Origin of the sequence: Galbitalea sp. SE-J8 (genome assembly GCF_030345695.1) — a bacterium.
GTDB lineage: Bacteria > Actinomycetota > Actinomycetes > Actinomycetales > Microbacteriaceae > JAUASV01.
The window spans coordinates 130,851-152,486 of sequence record NZ_JAUASV010000001.1 but is presented as its reverse complement, the minus strand read 5'-3'; the positions used below and the strand labels follow the sequence as shown (position 1 = coordinate 152,486).

19 protein-coding genes are annotated in these 21,636 nt (G+C 70.3%); 14 read left to right on the top strand and 5 right to left on the bottom strand.

Annotated features, from left to right (window positions below; translation table 11 throughout):
- Window positions 1–35: 35 nt before the first annotated feature.
- The 8 genes from QT381_RS00755 to QT381_RS00720 all read left to right on the top strand — a co-directional run bounded on the left by QT381_RS00755 (window position 36) and on the right by QT381_RS00720 (window position 11,534).
- Entirely contained in the window at window positions 36–1,394 is a 1,359-nt protein-coding gene (locus QT381_RS00755; protein ID WP_289246679.1) for a DUF58 domain-containing protein, read from the top strand.
- Window positions 1,391–4,042, top strand: coding sequence for a transglutaminase domain-containing protein (locus QT381_RS00750; protein WP_289246678.1), 2,652 nt, complete (start codon window positions 1,391–1,393; stop codon window positions 4,040–4,042). The genes QT381_RS00755 and QT381_RS00750 overlap by 4 nt, the downstream gene beginning before the upstream one ends.
- Window positions 4,039–5,259 (top strand): DUF5684 domain-containing protein, encoded by a 1,221-nt coding sequence (locus tag QT381_RS00745; protein ID WP_289246677.1) that lies wholly within the window; start codon window positions 4,039–4,041, stop codon window positions 5,257–5,259. The genes QT381_RS00750 and QT381_RS00745 overlap by 4 nt, the downstream gene beginning before the upstream one ends.
- Window positions 5,256–6,065 carry a PP2C family protein-serine/threonine phosphatase gene (locus tag QT381_RS00740; RefSeq protein WP_289246676.1) on the top strand — a complete coding sequence of 270 codons (810 nt, stop codon included), beginning with the start codon at window positions 5,256–5,258 and terminating at the stop codon, window positions 6,063–6,065. Before QT381_RS00745 ends, QT381_RS00740 begins: the two co-directional genes overlap by 4 nt.
- Window positions 6,062–6,700 (top strand): hypothetical protein, encoded by a 639-nt coding sequence (locus QT381_RS00735; protein ID WP_289246675.1) that lies wholly within the window; start codon window positions 6,062–6,064, stop codon window positions 6,698–6,700. The genes QT381_RS00740 and QT381_RS00735 overlap by 4 nt, the downstream gene beginning before the upstream one ends.
- 160 nt (window positions 6,701–6,860) lie before the next feature.
- A complete protein-coding gene (locus QT381_RS00730; protein ID WP_289246674.1) occupies window positions 6,861–8,531 on the top strand; it encodes a GspE/PulE family protein in 1,671 nt (556 codons plus the stop codon).
- A 25-nt stretch (window positions 8,532–8,556) separates the two neighbouring features.
- Window positions 8,557–10,302 (top strand): type IV pilus twitching motility protein PilT, encoded by a 1,746-nt coding sequence (locus QT381_RS00725; protein WP_289246672.1) that lies wholly within the window; start codon window positions 8,557–8,559, stop codon window positions 10,300–10,302.
- Window positions 10,302–11,534, top strand: a complete 1,233-nt coding sequence (locus QT381_RS00720; protein WP_289246671.1) for a type II secretion system F family protein — start codon at window positions 10,302–10,304, stop codon at window positions 11,532–11,534. Before QT381_RS00725 ends, QT381_RS00720 begins: the two co-directional genes overlap by 1 nt.
- Before the next feature lie 187 nt (window positions 11,535–11,721).
- Here QT381_RS00720 and QT381_RS00715 read toward each other — a convergent pair whose 3' ends face one another.
- Window positions 11,722–13,233, bottom strand: coding sequence for an HNH endonuclease signature motif containing protein (locus QT381_RS00715; RefSeq protein ID WP_289246670.1), 1,512 nt, complete (start codon window positions 13,231–13,233; stop codon window positions 11,722–11,724).
- A 437-nt stretch (window positions 13,234–13,670) separates the two neighbouring features.
- Window positions 13,671–14,480, bottom strand: a complete 810-nt coding sequence (locus QT381_RS00710) for a hypothetical protein (protein WP_289246669.1) — start codon at window positions 14,478–14,480, stop codon at window positions 13,671–13,673.
- Window positions 14,481–14,575: 95 nt separating this feature from the next.
- Between QT381_RS00710 and QT381_RS00705 the strand changes: the two genes are divergently transcribed.
- From QT381_RS00705 to QT381_RS00680, 6 genes are all read left to right on the top strand, one after another.
- A complete protein-coding gene (locus QT381_RS00705; protein ID WP_289246668.1) occupies window positions 14,576–14,959 on the top strand; it encodes a hypothetical protein in 384 nt (127 codons plus the stop codon).
- A 223-nt stretch (window positions 14,960–15,182) separates the two neighbouring features.
- Window positions 15,183–15,584: a prepilin-type N-terminal cleavage/methylation domain-containing protein gene (locus tag QT381_RS00700; RefSeq protein ID WP_289246667.1), complete on the top strand. Its 402-nt coding sequence runs from the start codon at window positions 15,183–15,185 to the stop codon at window positions 15,582–15,584.
- Window positions 15,585–15,668: 84 nt separating this feature from the next.
- On the top strand, window positions 15,669–16,118 hold the full coding sequence (locus QT381_RS00695; RefSeq protein WP_289246665.1) for a type IV pilus modification PilV family protein: 450 nt from the start codon (window positions 15,669–15,671) through the stop codon (window positions 16,116–16,118).
- Complete coding sequence (locus QT381_RS00690; protein WP_289246664.1) at window positions 16,115–16,708, top strand: prepilin-type N-terminal cleavage/methylation domain-containing protein; 594 nt, start codon at window positions 16,115–16,117, stop codon at window positions 16,706–16,708. Before QT381_RS00695 ends, QT381_RS00690 begins: the two co-directional genes overlap by 4 nt.
- A 41-nt stretch (window positions 16,709–16,749) precedes the next feature.
- Window positions 16,750–18,513 (top strand): polymer-forming cytoskeletal protein, encoded by a 1,764-nt coding sequence (locus tag QT381_RS00685; RefSeq protein ID WP_289246663.1) that lies wholly within the window; start codon window positions 16,750–16,752, stop codon window positions 18,511–18,513.
- The gene (locus QT381_RS00680) at window positions 18,514–19,341 is read left to right on the top strand and encodes a prepilin peptidase (protein WP_289246662.1); all 828 of its coding nucleotides are present in this window, start codon (window positions 18,514–18,516) and stop codon (window positions 19,339–19,341) included.
- 26 nt (window positions 19,342–19,367) lie between these two features.
- On the opposite strand, the gene vapC is transcribed toward QT381_RS00680, so the two are convergent.
- From vapC to QT381_RS00665, 3 genes are all read right to left on the bottom strand, one after another.
- On the bottom strand, window positions 19,368–19,793 hold the full coding sequence (vapC, locus tag QT381_RS00675) for a type II toxin-antitoxin system VapC family toxin (protein WP_289246661.1): 426 nt from the start codon (window positions 19,791–19,793) through the stop codon (window positions 19,368–19,370).
- Window positions 19,793–20,017, bottom strand: coding sequence for a type II toxin-antitoxin system VapB family antitoxin (locus QT381_RS00670; protein WP_289246659.1), 225 nt, complete (start codon window positions 20,015–20,017; stop codon window positions 19,793–19,795). The genes vapC and QT381_RS00670 overlap by 1 nt, the downstream gene beginning before the upstream one ends.
- Window positions 20,018–20,079: 62 nt before the next feature.
- Window positions 20,080–21,504 carry an O-antigen ligase family protein gene (locus QT381_RS00665; RefSeq protein WP_289246658.1) on the bottom strand — a complete coding sequence of 475 codons (1,425 nt, stop codon included), beginning with the start codon at window positions 21,502–21,504 and terminating at the stop codon, window positions 20,080–20,082.
- Between the last annotated feature and the right edge of the window lie 132 nt (window positions 21,505–21,636).

Below are 21,636 nucleotides of genomic sequence, written 5' to 3'. Positions count from 1 at the left end.
CGCGGCGCGATCCACGGCACGGCGGGCGGCCGGGCATGAGCCTCGAGACCGACTCCCGGATCTCGCGCACCGTCGCCACGACCGGCACCGCGACCCACACGCGCTACACGACGGCATCCGGTGCGCCCGCGGTCGCGGTCGTCGTGGGCTGGATCCGGGTGTGGCGCGCGGTCGTGCCCGCGGTGCGCGCGGCGGTCGCCTGGGTGCGCGACACGGTCACGCCCGCGGGCTGGGTCGTGGTCGGCGGGGTCGTGGCGCTCGCGGTGGGGCTCGCGCTCGGCTGGGTCGAGCTCGTCGTGGCCGGGCTGCTCGCCGCGGTGCTGCTCGCGTGCGCCGTGCCGTTCCTGTTCGGCGGCCAGGCCTACGCGGTCGAGCTGCAGCTGCACCACGAGCGGGTCGTCGCGGGCGACGTCGTCGAGGGCTCCGTCGTGGTGACGAACGCCTCGTCGCACCTCGCGCTGCCCGGTCGCATCGACATCCCGACCGGTGCGGGGCTCGCCGAGGTGCACGTGCCGCTGCTCGTCGCGGGCGCCGTGCACAGCGAGCAGCTCGCGATCCGCACCGAGCACCGCGGCATCATCGCGGTCGGTCCGGTCACGAGCGTGCGTACCGACCCGCTCGGACTGCTCAAGCGCGAGGTCGCCTGGGTCGACCTGCGCGACATCTACGTGCATCCGGTGACGGTGCCGATCCCGTCGACGAGCGCGGGGTTCATCCGCGACCTCGAGGGCGACCCGTCGAGGCGCATCGTCGACGCCGACATCTCGTTCCACGCCATCCGCCCCTATGCGCGGGGCGACGCGCAGCGCTCGGTGCACTGGAAGTCGACGGCGAAGCAGACGAACGGCAGCCTCATGGTGCGCCAGTTCGAGGAGACCCGGCGCTCGCGCCTCGCGATCGTGCTGAGCCTCGACGTCGCCGAGTACGCCGACGACGAGGAGTTCGAGCTCGCGGTGAGCGTCGCGGGCAGCCTCGGGGTGCGGGCCGTGCGGGACTCGCGGGACCTCGCGGTCGTGATGAGCGAGGAGATCCCCGAGTTCATGCGGCGGTCGATGCGCTCCATCCGCAGTCTCGCGACCGTGAGCGGCCGGGCGCTGCTCGACGACCTCGCGGGCATCGACGCGCGCGCGACCGTCATGCCGATCGAGGAGGTCTGCCGGCTCACGGCCCAGGTCGTGACGGATGTGTCGATCGCCGTGGTCGTGTGCGGCTCGGCGATGGATGCGCGCCGGCTGCAGTCGGTCGCGGTCACGTTCCCGCTCGACGTGCGGGTGCTCGCGATCGTCTGCGACCGCACGGCGCCGCCGGCATTCCGCGAGCTTCCCGGGCTCTCGGTCGCGACCATCGCGCTGCTCGACGACCTCGGGCACCTCATGGCCAAGGTGGCACGATGAGCAGCGTCCCGGCGAGCGGCGTCCCGGCGAGCGGCTCGGCGTTCGCCCGCGACACCGGCCCGGCGCCGCGGTTCGTCGCGATCACGGTCGGCTTCTGGGCGCTCCAGGTCGCGATCGCGGCGGCGGCGATCTGGCCGATCTACGCCGATCCGGCGTTCGTCGTGCTCGTCGTCGTGGCGACCGTCGTCGCGAGCGGCGTCGCCGTCCTGCTGCGGCGCCGGTCGTGGCCGGTGCTCGTCGGCGCGACGGCGATCGCCTACCTCGTGCTCGGCGTGCCGCTCGCGGTGCCCACGGCGCTCTCCGGCCTCACGAGCAGCCTGGGTCTCGCGGGCGGCACGGGCCTCACGACCGGCACAGCCCTCACGACCGGCACAGCCCTCACGACCGGCGCGGCCCTCGGCGACGCGGCGCGCGGCTGGATCGACCTCGTGGCCGGCACCGTGCTGTCCTGGAAGCAGCTCGCGACGATCGCGACGATCCCGGTCGGCAGCTACCAGACCCTCCTCGTGCCCGCGCTCGTCGCGGTGCTCGGAACGGGCGTTGCGGCGGTGAGCGCCGGCATCCGTGCGCGCCGGGCCTGGATCGCCGTCGTGCCGCTCGCGCTCGCGCTGCACCTGTTCGCGGTGGCGTTCGGGGCGCCCGAGGTCTCGAGCGACGGCGTGCTCGCGCGCCTCGCGGCCCTCTCGTCCCGGCAGGCCGCGCTCGGGCTGCTCGCGTTCTTCGCGGCGCTCGCGTTCGTGCTCTGGCGGGTGCGGGCCGACCGCCGGGCGGCGCTCGGCCGCGCGCAGAACGTGGCCGGCATCCGTCAGGGCCGCGAGGCGCGCGGCGCGGTGGCCCGCCGGCTCGCCCTCGCGGCGGGCACCCTCGTGGTCGCGGTCGTGGTGGCGTCGTTCGTCGCGCCCGGCGTCACCGCGGGCCTGCCCCGGCACGTGCTGCGCTCGGCGATCGACCCGGCGCGCGACCGCGTGCTGGCCGACAGTCCGCTCACCGACTACCGGGCGTCGTTCGCGCCGGGCGCGTACGAGCGGCCGCTGTTCCGGATCGACGGCGACGCGCTCGACGGCGACCGCATCCGTCTCGCGGTGCTCAGCGACTACGACGGGCAGCAGTACCGCGCGGTCGACTCGGGGGCGGCGGCCGACGCGTTCGTGCGCGTGCCGTCGACCCTCGACCCGCCGGCGACCGGGCCGACGGGCAGCGTCACGATCACGGTCGAGGGCTACCGCGGCGCGTGGCTGCCGACCGTGCCCGATCTGACGCGCGTGGTGTTCGCGGGCGCGGACGCCTCCGACCGCCAGGACGCGTTCTTCTACGACCAGCAGCTGCAGGCGGGGCTCGTCACGCGAGCCCTGCGCGAGGGCGACACGTTCCAGCTCACGGCGACCGAGCCGACGGATGCCGTCCCCGAGCTGGCCGCGCCGGGCGCCGCCCGCCTCGACCCCGACAGCGTGCCCGACCGGCTGCGCGACTGGGTCGCCGCGCAGGACGACCAGTCGCTCGTCGGGCTCGTCGGCCGGCTGCGGGCGCGCGGCTACCTCAGCCACGCGATCTTCGCCCCGGTCGGGTCGGACGGTCGGCCGACCTGGCTCGACGACCTCGGCGGCGCGGCGTTCGCGCCGAGTCGCGCCGGGCACTCGCTCGACCGCATCGACACGCTGTTCGGCCAGCTCGTCGACAAGCAGCGCCAGACGCCGGGGGCCGCGGGCGACGCCGACCTCGTCGCGGCGGTCGGCGACGACGAGCAGTTCGCGGTCGCGGGCGCGCTGCTCGCGCGCTACCTCGGCTATTCGGCGCGCGTCGTGCTCGGCTTCGCGCTCGCGGGCGTCGATCGCGGCCCCGACGACATCCCGGCGTGCACCGACGAGTGCAGCGGACGCAACCTGACGGCGTGGATCGAGGTGCGCGGCGCGACCGGCGACTGGGTGACGCTCGACACGACGCCGCAGCACACCGCCCCGCTGAACCCGGTGCAGAACAACGAGCAGCCGCCGAAGAACGGCACGAGCGTGCTGCCGGACTCGGCCGACCGCCAGCAGGCCACGGCGAGCGACCCGAGCGGCAGCGACGACCGATCGCACACCCGCACGGATGACGCCGCCGACCTGAGCTGGCTCGCCACGACACTCAAGGTGGTCGGGCTCGCGCTGCTCGCGCTCGCGGTGCTCATCGCGCCGTTCGCGAGCATCCTCATCGCGAAGGCGCAGCGCCGGCGCCGTCGCCGAGCGGCCGCCGCCGCGGAGGATCGCATCGTCGGCGGCTGGGACGAGTTCGTCGACACCGCGATCGACCACGGGCTGCCGGTGCCCACGGTGCAGACCCGCGCGCAGCTCGCCGCGGTGTACGCCACCCCGAACGCGACGGCGCTCGCGACGATCGCCGACCGGGCGGTGTTCGCGCCGATCGACCCGGAGGATGCCGACGCCGAGCGGTTCTGGTCGATCCTCGAGGGCGAGCGCGCGGCCCTCGAGAGCGGCGCCGGAGTGTGGCGGCGCTGGCGCGCGGCGCTCACCCTGCGCTCGTTCGCCCGGCACGTGCTGCGCCTGCCGCGCCGGCCGCGTAGTGTCGCCGTCTCACGTGGCAGCAACGTCCCGCGTGGCGGCAACGTCCCGCGTGGCGCCGCCGTTCCTGCAGAGAGGGACCCCTCGTGAACCCCACCCCGCTCGACCCGTCCGACCCGGCCCTGCTCGTCGGCAGTGTGATCGGCGGCGTCGTCTACCTCGTGCTGGTCGTCGGCGTCTACGTGTGGCTCGCGATCGCCCTCGGCAGGATGTTCGGCAAGCTCGGCGTCGAGCAGTGGCGCGCGTGGGTGCCGGTGCTCAACACGGTCGAGCTGTACCGCCTCGGCGGCTACTCGGCGTTCTGGGTCATCACGCTGTTCCTGCCGATCGTGCAGGTCGCCGGACTCGTCGTCTTCTACCTGTCGCTGCACGCGATCACCCGGCGGTTCGGGCGGGGAGCGGGCATGACGGTGCTCGCGATCCTCGTGCTGCCGGTGTGGGCCAGCATCCTGGGCTTCGGTCCGGCGCAGCCGCTTCCGCTCGGCGGCGGCACGGACTTCGGAGCACGGATGTCGGGGCTGCAGGGCGGTGCGGGCCCGCTTCCGCCGGGTGCGGGTTGGGTCCCGGATGCGGGCGCAGGCGCGTTCCCGGGCGGCGGTGAAGTGCGGCCGGGCGGCAGTGCCGGGGCAGCTCCGGCCGTGCCGCCGACGACTCCGAGCGCGCCGTCCGCGGCACCCGCCCTTCCGGAGCCCCCTGCCATTCCGGAGCGGCCTGCGGTTCCGGCGCGGCCTGGCCCGTCGGCACCCACTCCCGCACCCCCGGTCGCGAGCGCCCTGCAGTGGGCGCCGCCGATCGAGTCGGTGCCCGGCCTCGACGTGCACACCCCGCCCGCCCAGCCCGCGCCCGCCCCCGCGCCCGCCGCCCCCGCGCCCGCCCAGGCCGCCCCCGCGCCTGCCGCCCCCGCGCCTGCCGCGTCCGGCCCCGTGCCCGACGACGACGTCGACCAGACGGTGCTCAGCGTGCGGCGCCGGGTGCGCGGCTGGACGCTCGAGGCCGAGGGGTCCGCGCCGGTCGCGATCACGGCGACGACCGTGCTGCTCGGGCGGAACCCGGCCGCGTCGGGCTCTGACGTGACGGCGCAGCTCGTGGCGCTCGCCGACCCGTCGAAGACGGTGTCGAAGACGCACGCGCGGCTCGAGCAGTCCGACGGTGCCTGGCTCGTCACCGATCTCGGGTCGACGAACGGCACCGTCCTCGTCCGCGCGTCGGGCGAGGAGGTCGAGCTGACGCCCGGGTTCGCGGTCACGGTCGACGGCGAGCTGTGGCTCGGGCAGCTCGCCGTGGGCCTGCGGGAGGAGCGGTCGTGAGCGGCGCGCCCATCCGTGTCGAAGTCGGCGTCGCGACCGACGTCGGGACGGTGCGGCGCGTCAACGAGGACTCGGCGATCGCCGAGTTCCCCGTCTTCGCCGTGGCGGACGGCATGGGCGGCCACGACACGGGCGACCTCGCGAGCGCCGCGGTCGTCGAGGCGTTGCGCGCGCTCGTCGGGCGCGAGCGGCCGCAGCCCGAGGATGTGACCGCGGCGCTCCGGCGGGCGCACGCGGTCGTGCACGAGCTCGCGACGCGAAGCGAGCGCGGGGCGGGCAGCACGGTCGCGGGGGTCGTGCTCGTCGCGCAGGACGAGCGTCCGCACTGGCTCGTCTTCAACATCGGCGACTCCCGGGTCTACCGGCTGCGGGGCGAGCGGTTCGAGCAGCTCACGCGCGACCACTCGATCGCGCAGGAACTCGTCGACGACGGCCTGCTCGCGCGCGAGGACGTGCCGCACTTCCGCGGCCGCAACGTCATCACGCGCGCGGTCGGCGCCGAGGACAGCGAGGCCGACCGCTGGCTCATCCCGGTCGGCGCGGAGGAGCGCCTGCTGATCTGCTCCGACGGCCTCACCGGCGAGATCGGCGACGACGTGGTCGCGGCGATGCTCGCGCGACGGATGCCGGCGCAGCACATGGCGGATGCGCTCGTCGCCGCAGCGCTCGCCGCGGGAGGGCGCGACAACGTCACGGTCGTCGTGGTCGACGTGCTCGAGGGCGGCGCGGCCGCCGAGCTCGACGACGAGACGGGCGTCGTCGAACGGATGCCGCCGGCGCACGACACGACGGAGAGCCCGGCGTGACCGAGGAGCCCGACGTGCCCGGCGTGCCCGGGGAGCCCGGCGTGACTATCGCCTCCGACGTTGCCGGGGAGCCCGGCGACCGCGGCGAGCCGTCCGAGTCGGCGGACCTCGAGGACGAGACGCGCGTCGTGCCGCGGCGGCGCCCGATCGACGCGACCCGGGCGGTGCAGGGCGACGGCCCCGGCGATCGCGATGATGAGACGCGCGTGGTGTCGCGGCGCCCGGTCGACGCGACCCGGGCGGCGCAGCGCGTCGGCCCGGATGATCCCGACGACCGGACCCGGGTCATCGCCCGCGGCGTCGCGCACGATACGACCCGCCGTGCCCGGAGCACCCCGGGCACCCCGGGCACCCCGGGCACCCCGAGCACCCCGGCCCGCGCCGGGCGCGAGGCCCGCGTGCCGGATGTCGGCCCCGACGGCTATCGGCCCCGCGCGGCCGAGCCGGCGCGCGCCGCGCGCACTCCGACCGCTCCGCCCCCGCCGCGGCGTCGTGCCGGGCGGGCGACGGCATCCGCTGCCCCGCGTCGCAGCCTCGCGACCCTCGTCGTGATCGGGGCGGTGGCGATCGGCGCGCTCGCGGTCGCGGCGGTGCTCGTCGTGGCGATCGTCGCCGCGGTCGTCGGAGCGCGCTGACCGGCCGGGCGAATGATCCAGGTCAAACACGCCGCACCACCACCGCTGGAGGACAGCACCGCTGGCGAACTCTCCACCGGTGGTTTAGCGTAAGGCGCAGGTGTTTCCGCACCGTCGCGCCCGGGGGGCCGCGTGACGGTATCGAGAAGGGGGCGCGACAGTGGCATCCCTGACCGAGATCCTCATCCTGCGCGGAATCGTGCCGATCGAGAACCTCGACTCGATCTCCGGCGCGTGGGGCGAGGACGAGGAGGCCGTGAAGGCGCTCGTCGCGAAGGGCATCGTGACGCCCGTGCAGCTCGCGAGCGCGCGCGCCGCGCAGGCCGAGGTGCCGTTCGTCGAGCTCGCCGAGTTCCCGGTCGATCGCACCGCCGTCGCGCTCGTGCCCGCCCCGGTCTGCCGCCGGCACACCGTGCTGCCGATCGGCTCGGTCGGCGATCTGCTGACCCTCGCGATGGCCGACCCGGGCAACGTGATCGCGATCGACGACATTCGTGCCGCGACGCGCATGCAGGTGCGTCCCGTGGTCGCCGAGGAGTCGGACCTGCGGATGGCGATGGACCGCTACCTGCGCGCCGACAGCGAGCTGAGCGACCTGACCTCCACGCTCGAGGAGGAGAGCGCACCGAGCAACGACCTCGTGGTCGCGGGCGCCGAGCAGGTCGAGGACGACGCGCCCATCGTGCGCTTCGTGAACCTCATCATCAGCCAGGCGATCCAGGACAAGGCGTCCGACATCCACATCGAGCCGGGCGAGTACGACATGCACGTGCGGTACCGCATCGACGGCGTGCTGCACGAGATGCAGTCGGCGCCGAAGGCGATCCAGAACGGCGTCATCTCCCGCCTCAAGATCATGAGCGACATCGACATCGCCGAGCGGCGCAAGCCGCAGGACGGACGGATGTCGGTGAGCCACGGCGGTCGCAAGATCGACCTGCGCGTGGCGACCCTGCCCACGGTGTGGGGCGAGAAGGTCGTCATGCGCATCCTGGACAACTCGAACACCGCGGTGTCGATGGACAAGCTCGCGCTGCTGCCGCGCAACTTCGCGGCCTACCGCGCGAGCTACACGAAGCCGTACGGCATGATCCTCGTCACGGGCCCGACCGGTTCGGGCAAGTCGACGACGCTCTACACGACCCTCAACGAGGTCGCCCGGCCCGAGATCAACGTCATCACGGTCGAGGACCCGGTCGAGTACCGCATGAGGGGCATCAACCAGGTGCAGGTCAACCCGAAGGCGGGCCTGACCTTCGCGAGTGCGCTGCGCAGCATCCTGCGATCCGATCCGGATGTGGTGCTCATCGGCGAGATCCGCGACCACGAGACCGCGCAGATCGCCGTCGAGGCCTCGCTCACCGGTCACCTCGTGCTGAGCACGCTGCACACGAACGACGCGCCGAGCGCGATCACGCGTCTCACCGAGATGAACATCGAGCCGTTCCTCGTCGGGTCGGCGCTCGACTGCGTCGTCGCCCAGCGCCTCGCCCGGCGGCTGTGCGACCGGTGCAAGACGGCGTACCAGCACGACCCGCGCGAGCTCGCGGCGCTGCGCTTCGGCTTCGACCCGAACCAGCCGATCCCGACGCTGTACCGCCCGGTCGGCTGCGCGGCGTGCTCGAACACGGGCTACCGCGGCCGCATCGGACTGCACGAGGTGATGAGCGTGTCGGAGCAGATCGAGCGCCTCGCGGTCGAGCGCGCGAGCGCGGCGGAGATCCAGCAGGTCGCGATCTCGCAGGGGATGCTGACCCTCCGGCAGGACGGCTGGGCGAAGGTGCAGCACGGTTTCACGAGCGTCGAGGAGATCCTGCGTGTCGTCGCGTAGGACCGTCGTCGCCTGAGGGGTGGGAATGGCAGACAACATCTTCGAGATCCCGCCGCTCGGCGACGGCGACGGCTACCCGCCGGCCACGAGCCGCCGCGCGGCACGCGCGGCCGAGGCCGCCGCCCCGGGCGCCCCGGCGTCGGCCGGCCCTGCGCCCTCGACCGCGGGGTTCGACCCGAGTGCGTTCCCGCCGCCGCCCACGTTCTCGACCACGCCCGCGTTCCCGGCGGCGGATGCGGCGCCCGCGTTCCCGGCGTTCGACGCCCCCGTCCCGGCGTCAGCCCCCGCGTTCGACGCGTCGGCGTACGGAGCCCCGGCGTTCGACGTCACCGCGTTCGACGCCTCGGCCTACGCCCCACCGGTGTTCGAGGTGCCGGCCACCCCGCCCGCGTTCGGCGAGGAGACCTTCGACGCCCCGGCCCCGCCCTCGTTCGACGGACTGCCGAACTACGAGGGAACCGGCGCCGCGCCCACCCTCGAGCAGTTCGCCCCGCCGTCGGCCGCCTCCGAGGCAGCAGCTCCCGCCACGACCCCCGCCGCAGCGGGCACCACCACCACCACCTCCGCCGCCGCATCCGCCACCACGCCCGCCTCAACCCCGGGCGCAGCCCCCGCATCCCGGATCGCCCCGACCGATCCGCAGCCGGGCGAGGGCCAGGAGGGCTCGCACAAGGACATCGTCGAGGCGCTCAACCAGGTGGTGCTGCTCGGCGCATCCGACCTGCACGTGGCGGCCGGGTCGCCGCCGCTCGTGCGTCTCGACGGCTCGCTGCGCCCGGTGCCCGGCATGTCGGCGTGGTCGCACGATCACGTGTCGAAGACCCTGACGAGTCTGCTCACGGAGGCGCAGGAGGAGACGTTCCTCGTCGACCTCGAGCTCGACTTCGCCTATCAGCTGTCGCCCTCGGCGCGTTTCCGCGTGAACCTCTACCAGCAGCGCAACCACTACGGCGCCGCGTTCCGGCTCATCCCGACGACGATCAAGCCGCTCGATCAGCTCGGGGTGCCCGCGAAGGTCGCCGAGTTCGCGGGGCTCGCGCGCGGGCTCGTGCTCGTGACCGGTCCGACCGGTTCGGGCAAGTCGACGACCCTCGCCTCGCTCATCGACGTGGTCAACTCGACGCGTGCCGACCACATCATGACGGTCGAGGACCCGATCGAGTTCATGCACGAGAACAAGCAGTCGCTCGTGAACCAGCGTGAGGTCGGCCACGACACGGTGAGCTTCCAGAACGCGCTCAAGCACGTGCTGCGGCAGGACCCCGACGTCATCCTGATCGGCGAGCTCCGCGACCTCGAGACCATCTCGACCGCGCTCACCGCGGCGGAGACCGGCCACCTCGTGTTCGCCACCCTGCACACGCAGGATGCCGCGCAGTCGATCGACCGCATCCTCGACGTGTTCCCGCCCCACCAGCAGGCGCTCGTGCGCACCCAGCTCGCCGGCACGCTGCAGGGCATCGTGTCGCAGACGCTCGTGAAGAAGATCGGCGGGGGACGCGCGGTCGCCACCGAGGTGCTCGTGATGACGCCCGCGATCTCGAACCTCATCCGCGAGGGCAAGGTGTACCAGATCCACTCGGCGATGCAGGCGGGACGCGACCTCGGCATGCACACGATGGACCAGCACCTCGCCGATCTCGTGAACATGGGCCAGATCTCGCACGCGGCGGCCTACGAGAAGGCGCATGACATGGAGGACATCAAGCAGCTCATCCAGCGTGGTGAGCGTGCGTCGCAGGGTGGCTACGGAGTCGGAGGGCAGTTCTGATGTCGAACGCGACCGCGTGGGCGTACACCGCCCGGGACGCCAGGGGCAAGGTCGTCAAGGGTCGGCTCGAGGCGGGGTCGCAGGGCGCGGCGCTGTCGAAGTTGCGGTCGATGGGCATCTCGCCGATCACCGTGGACGAGGCTCCCGCCGGCACCGGGCTGCAGATGGAGCTCCGGATCCCGGGCCTGTCGGGGCGGGTGAAGCTCAAGGACCTCGCCGTGGCATCCCGTCAGATGGCGACCATGATCGGTGCCGGACTCTCGCTCATCCGCACGCTCGCGATCCTCTCCGACCAGGTGGAGAACAAGGAGCTCGGCCGCGTGCTCGGCCTGGTGCGGGCGGATGTGGAGCAGGGCTCGGCGCTGTCGGATGCGATGGCGAAGCACGACAAGGCGTTCCCGCCGCTCATGGTGCACATGATCCGTGCCGGTGAGACGGGCGGCTTCCTCGACCAGGCGCTCACGGGCATCGCGGACAACTTCGAGGCCGACGTCAAGCTGCGTGACGAGATCAAGTCGGCGATGACCTACCCGGTGATCGTGCTGCTCATCGCCGTGATCGCGGTGATCGGCATGCTGCTGTTCGTCGTTCCGATCTTCCAGAAGATGTTCGACCAGATGGGCGAGACCCTGCCGGTGCCGACGCTCATCCTCGTCGTGCTCTCGCAGAACATGGTGTGGATCCTGCCGGTCTTGGTCGTGCTCATCGCGATCGGCACGGTCTGGTACCAGCGCAACAAGCACTCGGATGCGGTGCGCGAGCGCGTCGACAAGCTGCGGTTGAGCCTTCCCGTGTTCGGCAAGCTGTTCCAGAAGATCGCGATCACGCGGTTCACCCGCACGTTCTCGACGATGCTCGCGGCCGGTGTGCCGATTCTTCAGGCGCTGTCGATCGTCGGGCAGACCTCCGGCAGCTGGACGCTCGAGAATGCGCTCAGGCGGGTGCAGGAGTCGGTGCGGCAGGGCAAGAGCGTCGCGGCGCCGCTCGCCGATGAGCCGATCTTCCCGCCGATGGCGCAGCAGATGATCGCCGTCGGCGAGGAGGCCGGCTCGATGGAGACGATGCTCGACAAGATCGGCGAGTTCTACAACGCCGAGGTCGAGACCATGACGAAGGCGCTCACGAGTCTCATCGAGCCGATCATGATCGTGGTGCTCGGCAGCGTGATCGGCTACATGGTGGTGGCGCTGTACCTGCCGATCTTCCAGGCCTCGACGACCGTGCCGAAGTAGGACGACCGTGCCGAAGTAGATCGGACCGATCTGCGACCTCAAGGCCGACCGATCTCTGACTCACGCAGCGTCTGACCTCGTCGGGCCCGATGCCGTCGAGCTTCCCGAGCGCGGGGGAAGCCGCCGCCGACCCGACGGCGTGCATGTCGTACCGATCACTGCGCTCGGCCCGTAGGGCGCCCGCCGATCAGAACGGGGGCGCCGACGCGAGGGTGTTCGCGGGTCGCGTGGGGTACGAACGGCCCTCGGGGGAGGTCCAGATGAGCACTCCTGCCCCGAGCTGCTGCACCCTCCACCGGGTCTGGTGCTTGAAGCGGTGATGTCGGGCGCAGAGCATCGCGAGGTTGGCGACGCAGGTCTCGCCCTGCTCGCCGTTCTCGTTGTAGGGGATGGTGTGGTCGGCATCCGCATGGGTGGCGGGCTCGTCGCAGCCGGGGAAGCGGCAGGTGAGGTCGCGTTCCACGAGCCAGCGGCGCATGTCGGCGGGGACGGTGTAGCTCTCGCGTCCGACGGAGAGGGTGGCGCCGGTCTCGGGATGCGTGAGCAGCCGCACGAACGACGGTGCGTGCTTGGCGAGCTCCCGCGCCGTCTGCGCGTCGATGGGGATCACGCCGTCGAGCGTCGCGGGCACGTCGTGCCCGAGAAGCGTGAGCACGGGAACGTTCACGTGCACACTGGCACGGATGCCGGCGGGCACCCGTGCGCGCGGGCTGCGGGTGCGCAGCCCCGGCGCGCGCCCGGCCGGGTCTGGTGCCGGGCGGTTCGCCGCGATGTCGGGGGCGATGACGCCACTGTCGTAGGGATCGACTTCGCCGTCGAGAAGCAGGGTGACGAACGCGTCGGCACGCCGTTGCGCGATCGTACGGGCCGCGGCGACCACGTCATCCGCACCGCCCGCGCCACTGGCATCCGTGCCGCCCGCGTCACCGCCCGCACCCGCGCCGCCCGCACTCGCGGCCCGCGCGCTCGCGCTGGCGGTCGCGCGGACGATGAGGCGCAGTCGGTTGTCGATGGCGTTGGCCTGCTCGGAGGGCAGGAGGGCGGTGAGCCACGACATTCCGTCGCGGCCGGGCTGCACGTCGACGCAGCGCTTCTCGCGGGCCTCGCGGTTGCGCTGGGTCATCGAGTCGGGGTGCACGCGCTCGCGCAGGGCACGGATGCGGCGCTCGAACGCGCCGACGCTCGTGCCGGCCGCGATCTCGAGGGCCGCGGCCTCGAGCCCGCGCATCGCGGCATCCGCGGCGTCCACAGCATCCTGGTCGGCGTTCGCGTCGGGTCGGAGCGAGCCGGTCTCGTCGATGATCGCGCGGGCGTGGCGGAGGGTGATGTCGCCCGACCGCATCGAGTCGAGCGTCGCGGGCAGGTCGTGCACGAGCGACCGGGAGCGCTCGATGAGGTTGCGGGCCGTGTTCTCGTGCACCCGCAAACGCACGCCGAGCTCGCTGGACAGTTCTCGCATGGCGATGTTCTCGGCGCTCCACCCGGAGGTGCGGGCGGGCTCGGCCTCGAGCGGCAGCAGCTTCAGCCGGCGGGCGGCGTCGACGACGTCGGCCTCGCACGCGTCGATGAGGCTGCGCATCCGCTGGAACTCGACGACGTAGTCCAGCAGGTCGGACACGGTGTCCTCCGCGCGCGCCGTGAACGACGGCGCGGCTGCGGCGTCGGTCTCGGTGAACCGCACGGTGGGCTTGCTCTTCATGTCGAGAACACAACCACCAGCCACCGACATTCGTGTGCCCCGAACGAGGGACATGTGCAAACGGGCCGACGGATGCCGCAGACGGCCGGCTTGCCGAGCCGCAACCGCGGCGGCACGTGCCCTTCCGCTACGGGAACCCGACCCGCTACGGGAACCCGACCCGCTACGGGAACCCGACCCGAAACGCCTCGGCCGCCGGCTTGCGGCCTGCTCCGCGTCGCCTCGAGTTCGACGCGTAGGTCCCTCGACTGATGATCGACGCGTGCGCCGGGTCGACGTCCGGCGGCGCGGCCATCGGACGTGCGAGCGCGTCGACCACTCGAGACTGCTCTCACGAGTGCCGCGCTGGTCGTTGCCAGTTCCGTATATCGACGGACCAGCACCTCGTCATCGGCAATTGACAGTGTGCTGCTCACGGTCGGTCATTCGTCCCAAACTCAGCTGAGGGGAAGCGGACGAGCGACGCTTGCCGAGAGAGTCGCAAGGAATCGCTTCGCGTCAACCACAGTCGAATCGGCCCGCGTCCAGTACCTGGTCAGCGTGTGTGCGAACGCGCGCGTGCCATCCGCGGCGACACCTTCGACGAGAATCTCAAATTCGTCCTCGTAGTCGATCGTCAGTGACGCGCCGTTCACGAGCCAGAGGACTTCAATCCCACCTTCGCCGTTGTCCGCGATCTGAGGCGTCGCCGATCCGACGCCGATGATCGCATCGATAAGGCGGAGCACGACTGCGTATGGTTCCTGGTGGCGCGCTCCCTGCCGCCGCGCGAGCTCACGCAAGCGTGCGACGGAGTACGTCAGCAAGGCTCGGCGCGATCTGTAGATGGTCGACGGCTCGACATCGAGCGACAGCGCAGTCGACTGCACGAGCAGGCGATCGTCCTGCGTCTGGGCCAGCCACGAGCCGTCGTCCGACACGGCCCACAAGCGAGTCGACCCAGTGCCGTGCACGAACTGCAACTCAAAGCCCGGGCCCGGCTGACCGACTGGCTTCGTCGGTGGCATCGGCGGCTGGGACGTCACGATGGGATAGATAGCGCCGTGGAACGTCGTCCTCGGTGGCGGCCACCCGTCAATCCTGACCGCTGAGCCATCAGGCGCATCTGACGTGCGGCGCTCCTCTGCTGGCCGCCCATCGATGCCCGGCGCAACGGCGATGCGGCACTCGGGAGAGTCGATCGCGCCGCGCGCGAGGTCGGTCAGGTTCTCGACGTCTTCGCGAGGGGGTCGAAGCCGTCGTGCCACCGTGGCATTCCGACGCGTTCGGGCGTAATACAACCAAGGGGGCGAGACGACGGATGCCGCCCCAGCGACAGAAGCCAGCGACAGAAGGACGACCCATGACCGACACCAACGAGCCCACGCCCGACGCCCCGAACTACCCCGACGCCCCGAACAACTCCGACGCCCCGAACAACCCCGACGCCCCGAACAACCCCGAGGTCGTGCTCCGCATCGACGGCTCTGATCGGTGGCTGGTGGCGCGCCGGCACGGCATCCGGCGGTGGAACGTCGAGCTGCACGTGCCGGGCGACGCGGACTCCGGCGCCTGGGTGCTGCCCCGCGGTCACGTCGAACAGCACGGCAGCGCGTTCCAGGCCTGGGTCGGCGGACACAACCCCCACGCGCTGTTCTCCACCGAGCCCACGCTGCACGCCGCCGTGCTGCGAGTCGGCCTCGACGGCCCCCCGGTGGAGCAGAATGGTCGTGTGCCCGGCGCGTGACGGTTTCGTCCGAACGGATGCGATGCCCCGGATGCAGTCCACCCCCGTCGGCTGAGCGCGCGCCACGGATCGCCCCACTATTGGGGAGGAAAGGTCCCCCGTTCGAGGGATACCTGTTCCGATCTCCCTCGGCCACGATTGACGGTGGGGGTCAGTTCCATACGGGGGACTACCTGTCCTTTTTTCACATTCAGAGACAGGAATCAATCACATGCTCATGCGCATGCAGGACGCGCTCAACGCGCGTCGCAAGGGGGACAAGGGCTTCACGCTCATCGAGCTCCTCGTCGTCGTCCTGATCATCGGCATCCTCGCCGCGATCGCCATCCCGGTCTTCATCGGCCAGCAGAACGCCGCGAAGGAGGCGAGTGTCAAGTCCGACCTTGCGAATGCGAAGCTGGCGGTGGCCGCGTACGCGGCCGCGAACCCGACGCTGACCGCAATTCCGGGCACCCCCGGGACTGCGCTCGCAGATTACGGTTGGAAGGCCTCGCCCGGAAACACTCTGACGGTCGGGACTGGCGCAACGCTCCAGACCTTCTGCATTCAGGGAAAGAACGCGGACACGAGCAACACGTTCAGGGTTGGGTCCGCCATCTCAGGAACTGAAACGGGAACCTGCTGACCGTCCGGACGAGGCATTGGTCCGGTGATTCGAGGTAACGCTCGGGTCGCCGGGCCCTTGGCGCGTAGCAACTAAGAGTCGCTCATGGGAGTGGTCATGTCTGGGCGCGCCGACGTGCGGGAATGCGGCCTTGGCATCATCGAGGTTGTTGTTGCGGTGCTATTGATTGCGATTGTTGCTGTCGCCTTTTTGCCTGTCTTGCTCAATGGGTTACGAATGAGCGCTGTCAATGCAACAATGGCTGCTGGGAATGAGCTCGCCAATGCGCAACTCGAAGAAGCGAGAGCTGCGACCACGTGCGTCGAATTGCAGACCTGGGTCGCGGCGGCGGCAAGTGTTACAGATGCGCGCAACGTCGAGTTGCAGGCGTACAAGTCGTACTCCGGCTGTGACAACACGGATAGCGACAAGTCGACGGTGACCATCGACGCCTACCCCGGAGCGGTGGAAGCGACTGTTAGGGTGACTCGTGCAGACACCGGCGCCGCCATCTCCACGATTGTGACGCGCGTCTACCTCGGAAGCTACGCGTGAGTTCAAGCAGATCGGACCTTGAAGGCGGATTCACACTCGTCGAACTCCTCGTGGCGATGTTGCTTCTCGCGGTGGTGCTCGCCATCGCGGGTGGCCTGGTAATCGCCGCGACATTGGGTGAGCGAACAGTGCGCACGGTGACGGGCACCTCGAACTCGACCCAGGTTGCAGTCGAGCAGATGCTCTCACGCTTTCGCGCCGCCTCAGCGTACCGAATCGACGCGTTGGGCAGTGCGCAATTCGTGCAAGCGCGGGTCGCCACAGACAGCGTCTCGGGTTCGACCGGATGGCGATGCTATGCGTGGTATTTCGATCCGACTTCGGGTGATATCCGAACAAAGAACTCCACCGCTGCGGTGCCAGCTCCGACCGCAACCGAATTGTCCAGCTGGACCCTCCTGGCAAGCGGCGTGAGATCATCAGGTACCGCGTCTCCGGCCGGAAGTAACGGCATATTCGCGCGAACGGGCCGCACCATTGCGCTCGATATGAGCGTCAAGGCAGGTGACCAGCCGCGGTTGACAATCAGCACGTCGGCGACGACACGGTCGGACAGTTGGACGGGGGACACGTGTTTTACCGCACCTTGAACTGTGTGAGGCGACGGGTCCCGGGAGACGATGGATTCGCTATGATCGCTGCAATCGGCGTCTTGGCGGTCGCTATGCTCATCACCGCTCTGATTACCAGCTCGCTCGTCACATCTCTTGGATACACGAGTTCGATTCGCGCCAGTTCACAATCCCAGGCTTCATCAGAAGCCGGGATCGCGGTGGCCCGCGCTGCCGTTAGTCGGGGCACCTGCTCGAACGGCGGGCACTACTCAAACGACGTAGCTCCGATCTATGACGTGCAGGTCCAGTACTGGACCGGATCGACGTGGATGTCCAACTGTCCACCGACTACGGGCAGCCTACTTGTGACGAAAGTGCGCTTCAAGTCGCTGGGCACGGCGGTGGCGAAAGGCGTGAACGGCGTATCCGGCAATGATACCCGAACCGTTATTGAGACCATTACGCGGTCTGCGGTGGTCTCTAACGGTGCTGCGCTCTACCTCTACGGCGGCGGCTCACTCGATACGTACACACTGTCGGCCTCGGCCGGAACCGCTGACGTCAAGACTCATGGCAATTTCACGTGCACTTCGGGTGGTAGTTATGCTGGAAACGTCACCGTTATCGGCGACGTTTCCATTACTAATCAGCCTTGCACGATTCACGGCACGCTGTGGGCGTCTGGAAAGATTCGGATAGATTCGGGTGCCACGATCGACGGTGACGTGATCGCCGCGGGCGGCGATGTTCTCATCGAAAACGGCAGCCAGATTATCGGTGGGAGCGTTTACGCAAATGGGAATTTTACGCTCAAGGGCACAATGAAAATTCTCGGCAGTGTGGAGGCGCGGGGCACTTTCTATGTTGGCACCGGGACGAGGATTGGTGGGTCGTTGCTCGCCAGTGGAGCAGGAGAGCTTCGTGGAAACGTCGTCGGCAATGTCACCTCGGTAGCCACGTCGGGAACGGTCACAGTAACCCCAGGAACCGCTACCGATCGTCGAGTGGGAGGGGCGCTGGTCGTCGGGAGTTGGGCGAAGTACGACAGTGACCCGAATAGCTTCGTAGCGTGTCGCGGCGCCACGTTCCCGCAGAACGGCGAAGCCCAGCATGCGTGCGCACTGGGTTCGACCGGCTCGGCGAGCGTGGCAGGGGCCGTCACAATTCGCCAGGCCGGTCTGGCCGCCCCCGTTGCTAAGTCTGCGCCCACAGTGCCTGATTGGGTCGAAGTTGGCGCTGACTTCACACCGTGGACAAACGCCGGCTACACACGTTTGAACTGGAGCGGAGACTGCCAGATCGGCAGTCGGAACAACACCAGCGCATTCTGGACGACGGTCACGAACTTGGTATCCCCCACAGTTATCGACGCCACTTCCTGCTCGGAAGTCTACTTGAATAGCCAGACCTTGTCGGTGAGGACGAACGTCGCGTTCATTGCCAAGAAGATAACGTTGCAAAGCTCGGCTCTGCTTTCGGCCGACGGTGCCGTTCACAAGGTTGACCTGATCGTGGCTGACCCAATTGTTTCGAGCAATTCACCCTCGTGCTCAGGCGGCGTCGGCGACGTTTCGCTCAATCCGGCCACAATTGACCCGAAGATTTACGGACTTATATATACTCCTTGCAACTATTACGCCAATTACAACTGGAGCACATCATCGGGCTCGATATGGCGCGGACAGGTATATGCGGGCGGGTACTCCGGATCAGGCGGTAACGGCCTGATATTCACGTCCGCTAGCGTGCCGGGTGCTGATCTCAACGGCGCCGCGGGAGCGGGCGGTGCGGTTTCTGACTGGTCTGTAGACAGCACGCGTCTTGCGACCGGCGCCGAATAGGTGGAATTACCCGCAGCCGGTGCCGCGATCGCGGCCCTCTTCGGCCTCCTGATCGGCTCGTTCCTCAACGTCGTCGTCTGGCGCGTGCCACGGGGCGAGTCGATCGCGCATCCGCCGAGCCACTGCCCGAGGTGCGGACACCGCATCCGCTGGTACGACAACGTGCCTGTCATCAGCTGGCTCGTGCTGCGTGCGAAGTGCCGCGACTGCGGCAACCCGATCAGCGCGCGCTACCCGGCGGTCGAGCTCGGCACGGGCGTGGCGTTCGCGCTCGTCGGCCTGTGGTGGGCGCTCGTGCGGTTGCCGCAGCATTTGTCGGTCGTGGCAGCCCTCGTCGAGCTCGTCGCCTACCTCTACCTCGCGGCGATCACGATCGCGCTCGCCCTCATCGACCTCGACGTGTTCCGCCTGCCGAACGCGATCGTGTACCCGGCCTACGTCGTGGGCGCCGTGCTACTCGGCCTCGTCGCCCTGCTCGACGGCGACGGATGGGGCGCCCTCCGCGCGCTCATCGGGTGCGTCGCGCTGTTCCTCTTCTACCTCATCGTGGTGCTCGTGTACCCGTCGGGGATGGGCCTCGGCGACGTGAAGCTCGCGGGCGTGCTCGGACTGTTCACCGCGTGGATCGGGTGGGGCGGCCTCACGGTCGGCGCGTTCGCGGCGTTCCTGCTCGGCGGCGTGTTCGGCGTCGTCCTGCTCATCGCCCAGCGCGCCGGGCGCAAGACGCGCATCCCGTTCGGACCCTGGATGCTCGCCGGCGCGTGGGTCGGCATCGTGGCGGGGGAGCCGATCGCCGGCGCCTACCTTCGCGCCTTCGGGCTCGCGTGAACGTGTTATGAAGTACGTGAGAAGGGTCAGGACATTCCGTCTGCACCCGGCGGTGACCACACGCGCACGTCGGTGTGACGGGCCGCCAGCCGAAAATCGTTGTCCGTCGTCAGCAGCACGTGATCGCCGTCGATCGCGAGCTGGGCGATGAGTGCATCGACGGAGCCGATCTGAACACCCGCCCGGCGACAGGTGTTGCCGACAGCCGCCGCGGCCACGTAGTCCTGCCGTCGAGGCTCGACGAAGGTCAATGAGGCGAACGCGCCCACGATCGTCTCCTGAGCCGCCGCCGGCACGAAGCCCCGGAGCAACTCGAGCAGGATCATTCCGGTTGTCACGATTTCATCGCCCTCGGCCAGTGCGGTCCGCAGCATCCGCACCTCGGGAAGGTCGGGCGGCGCATCCCGTCGGAATGCCAGCGACCAGACGCTCGTGTCGACCAGGATGCCCATCAGGGCTCGCTATGCGGCTCATGGTCGCCCGACAGACGATCCCGCTTGTAGTCGAACGAGTCATCCCATTCCAGTGTGCCGAACGTGGACACGATGTCTGCTCGTGCCCGCCGCGCGATGAACTCCGTGAGCGCCAACGTGACGGCGGCCTTCTTCGTGCGGGCGCCACTCAAGGCGAGCACCTCATCGATCAGCTTCGGGTCGAGCGCAAGGTTCGTAGCCATGGGACCTCCTTACACATCACGCTACACAGCGTGCGCCGTCGACGCCGACCTTGTCCGCAACGTCAGCCGCAGTCGACCGCGCCCGTGAACCACCCCATGCCCGACAACAGGGGATCGGCCGCCCGCGGATCCACGAGAAGCCCCGTCGCGCTCGCCGCGACCAGCACCACGACGAGCGCGATCGCCGTGATCGCCGCGAGCCGAGGCATCCGTCGCGCTGCGCCGGCGCGGGGGAGCACCACCGGCGCGGCCGCGATGCCGCCGACGAGCCCCGCCATGCCCGGCAGGCTGCCCCAGGCCCAGTCGAAGTCCATGCCGGCATGCGCCACCAGCAGCACGAGCGCGACGAGCGCGCCCCACCGGCCGGGGTCCTCGGCGAAGCGGGTGCGCCATCCGTCGCGTGCGCCGCGCGCGAGGAGCACGATCGTGCCCACGAGCACCCCGAGCAGCGGCACGGTGCCGAGCACGCCCGTCTCGGCCCAGGCGAGCAGCCACTCATTGTGCGGGTTCGATGCGTAGGCGTCGAGCGAATAGCAGAGCGAATGCTCCCCGTACTGCGAGGGTCCGACGCCCGTGAACGGATGCGACGCCCCGATCCGCAGCGCCGCCCACCAGAAGTCCAGCCGGAACGCGCCCGTGTCGCTGACCATCTGCCAGTCGTCGGATCGTGCTGTCAGCGCGGCCCAGGGCGTGCTCGCGACGGGGAAGAACAGTGTGCTCGTCATGACGAACCCCAGGCCCAGCGCGAGAACCGCTACGCCGACGAGGCGAAGCGCAGCGTGCACCGACCGCGCCAGCGCGGATGCGGCGAGGGCGATCACCAGCACGACGAGGACCATGGCCGCGGACGCGCGGGAACCGGAGGTCAGCGTTCCCACGATGCCGAACGCCGCCGTGACGAACCCGAGCAGGGCGACGACGCGCCGGCCGAACGCCGCGAGGAACACCCCGAGCGCCACACCCGCCGCACAGAACGCGCCGAACTGGTTGTGCCAGTAGAAGCTGCCCAGCATGAGCTTCGTCGGCGAGCCGCCGCCCCACCACGCGAACCAGCCCACCGTGTACTGGTCGAGCACCACGAGCGCCGCGCCGGCCGCCAGCACCAGCCGACGTCGCGGCGTGCGGGCGTACGCCGCCACCGCGAGCAGCAGCACCGCGCCGTAGCCGTAGCGGGCCGCCCGCGCGAGGCCCACGCCGTCCGTGCCGTCGGCCAGTCCGGCGAGCAGCACGGTCACCGGCAGCGCCGCCGCGATCGCGTGCAGCCACACCGGCAGCCGCCAGCCGCGCCCGGCCACGTAGAGGGGGAGCGCGCTCGCGATTCCGACCAGCAGCCAGCGATCGCGCAGTCCCGCATCCGCCCGCTCGACCACGACGGCACCGATGAGAGCGAGCGCGACGGATGCCACCACCCCGCCCCGGCGCGCGAGCGCACGGCCGTTGACCCGGCCGTCCGCCGTCCGAGGCAGCGCGAGGCCGAGCTCGATCATGATTCCCCCGACGCGATCGTATCGGCGGGGTGCACGGCCGGGGGCACCGCATCCGCTCCTCCACCGCGCCCCGCCGCCGCGCTATCGCACCGCTGCGGGAACCGCATCCGCACGTGTCGTCGGCACCTGGCA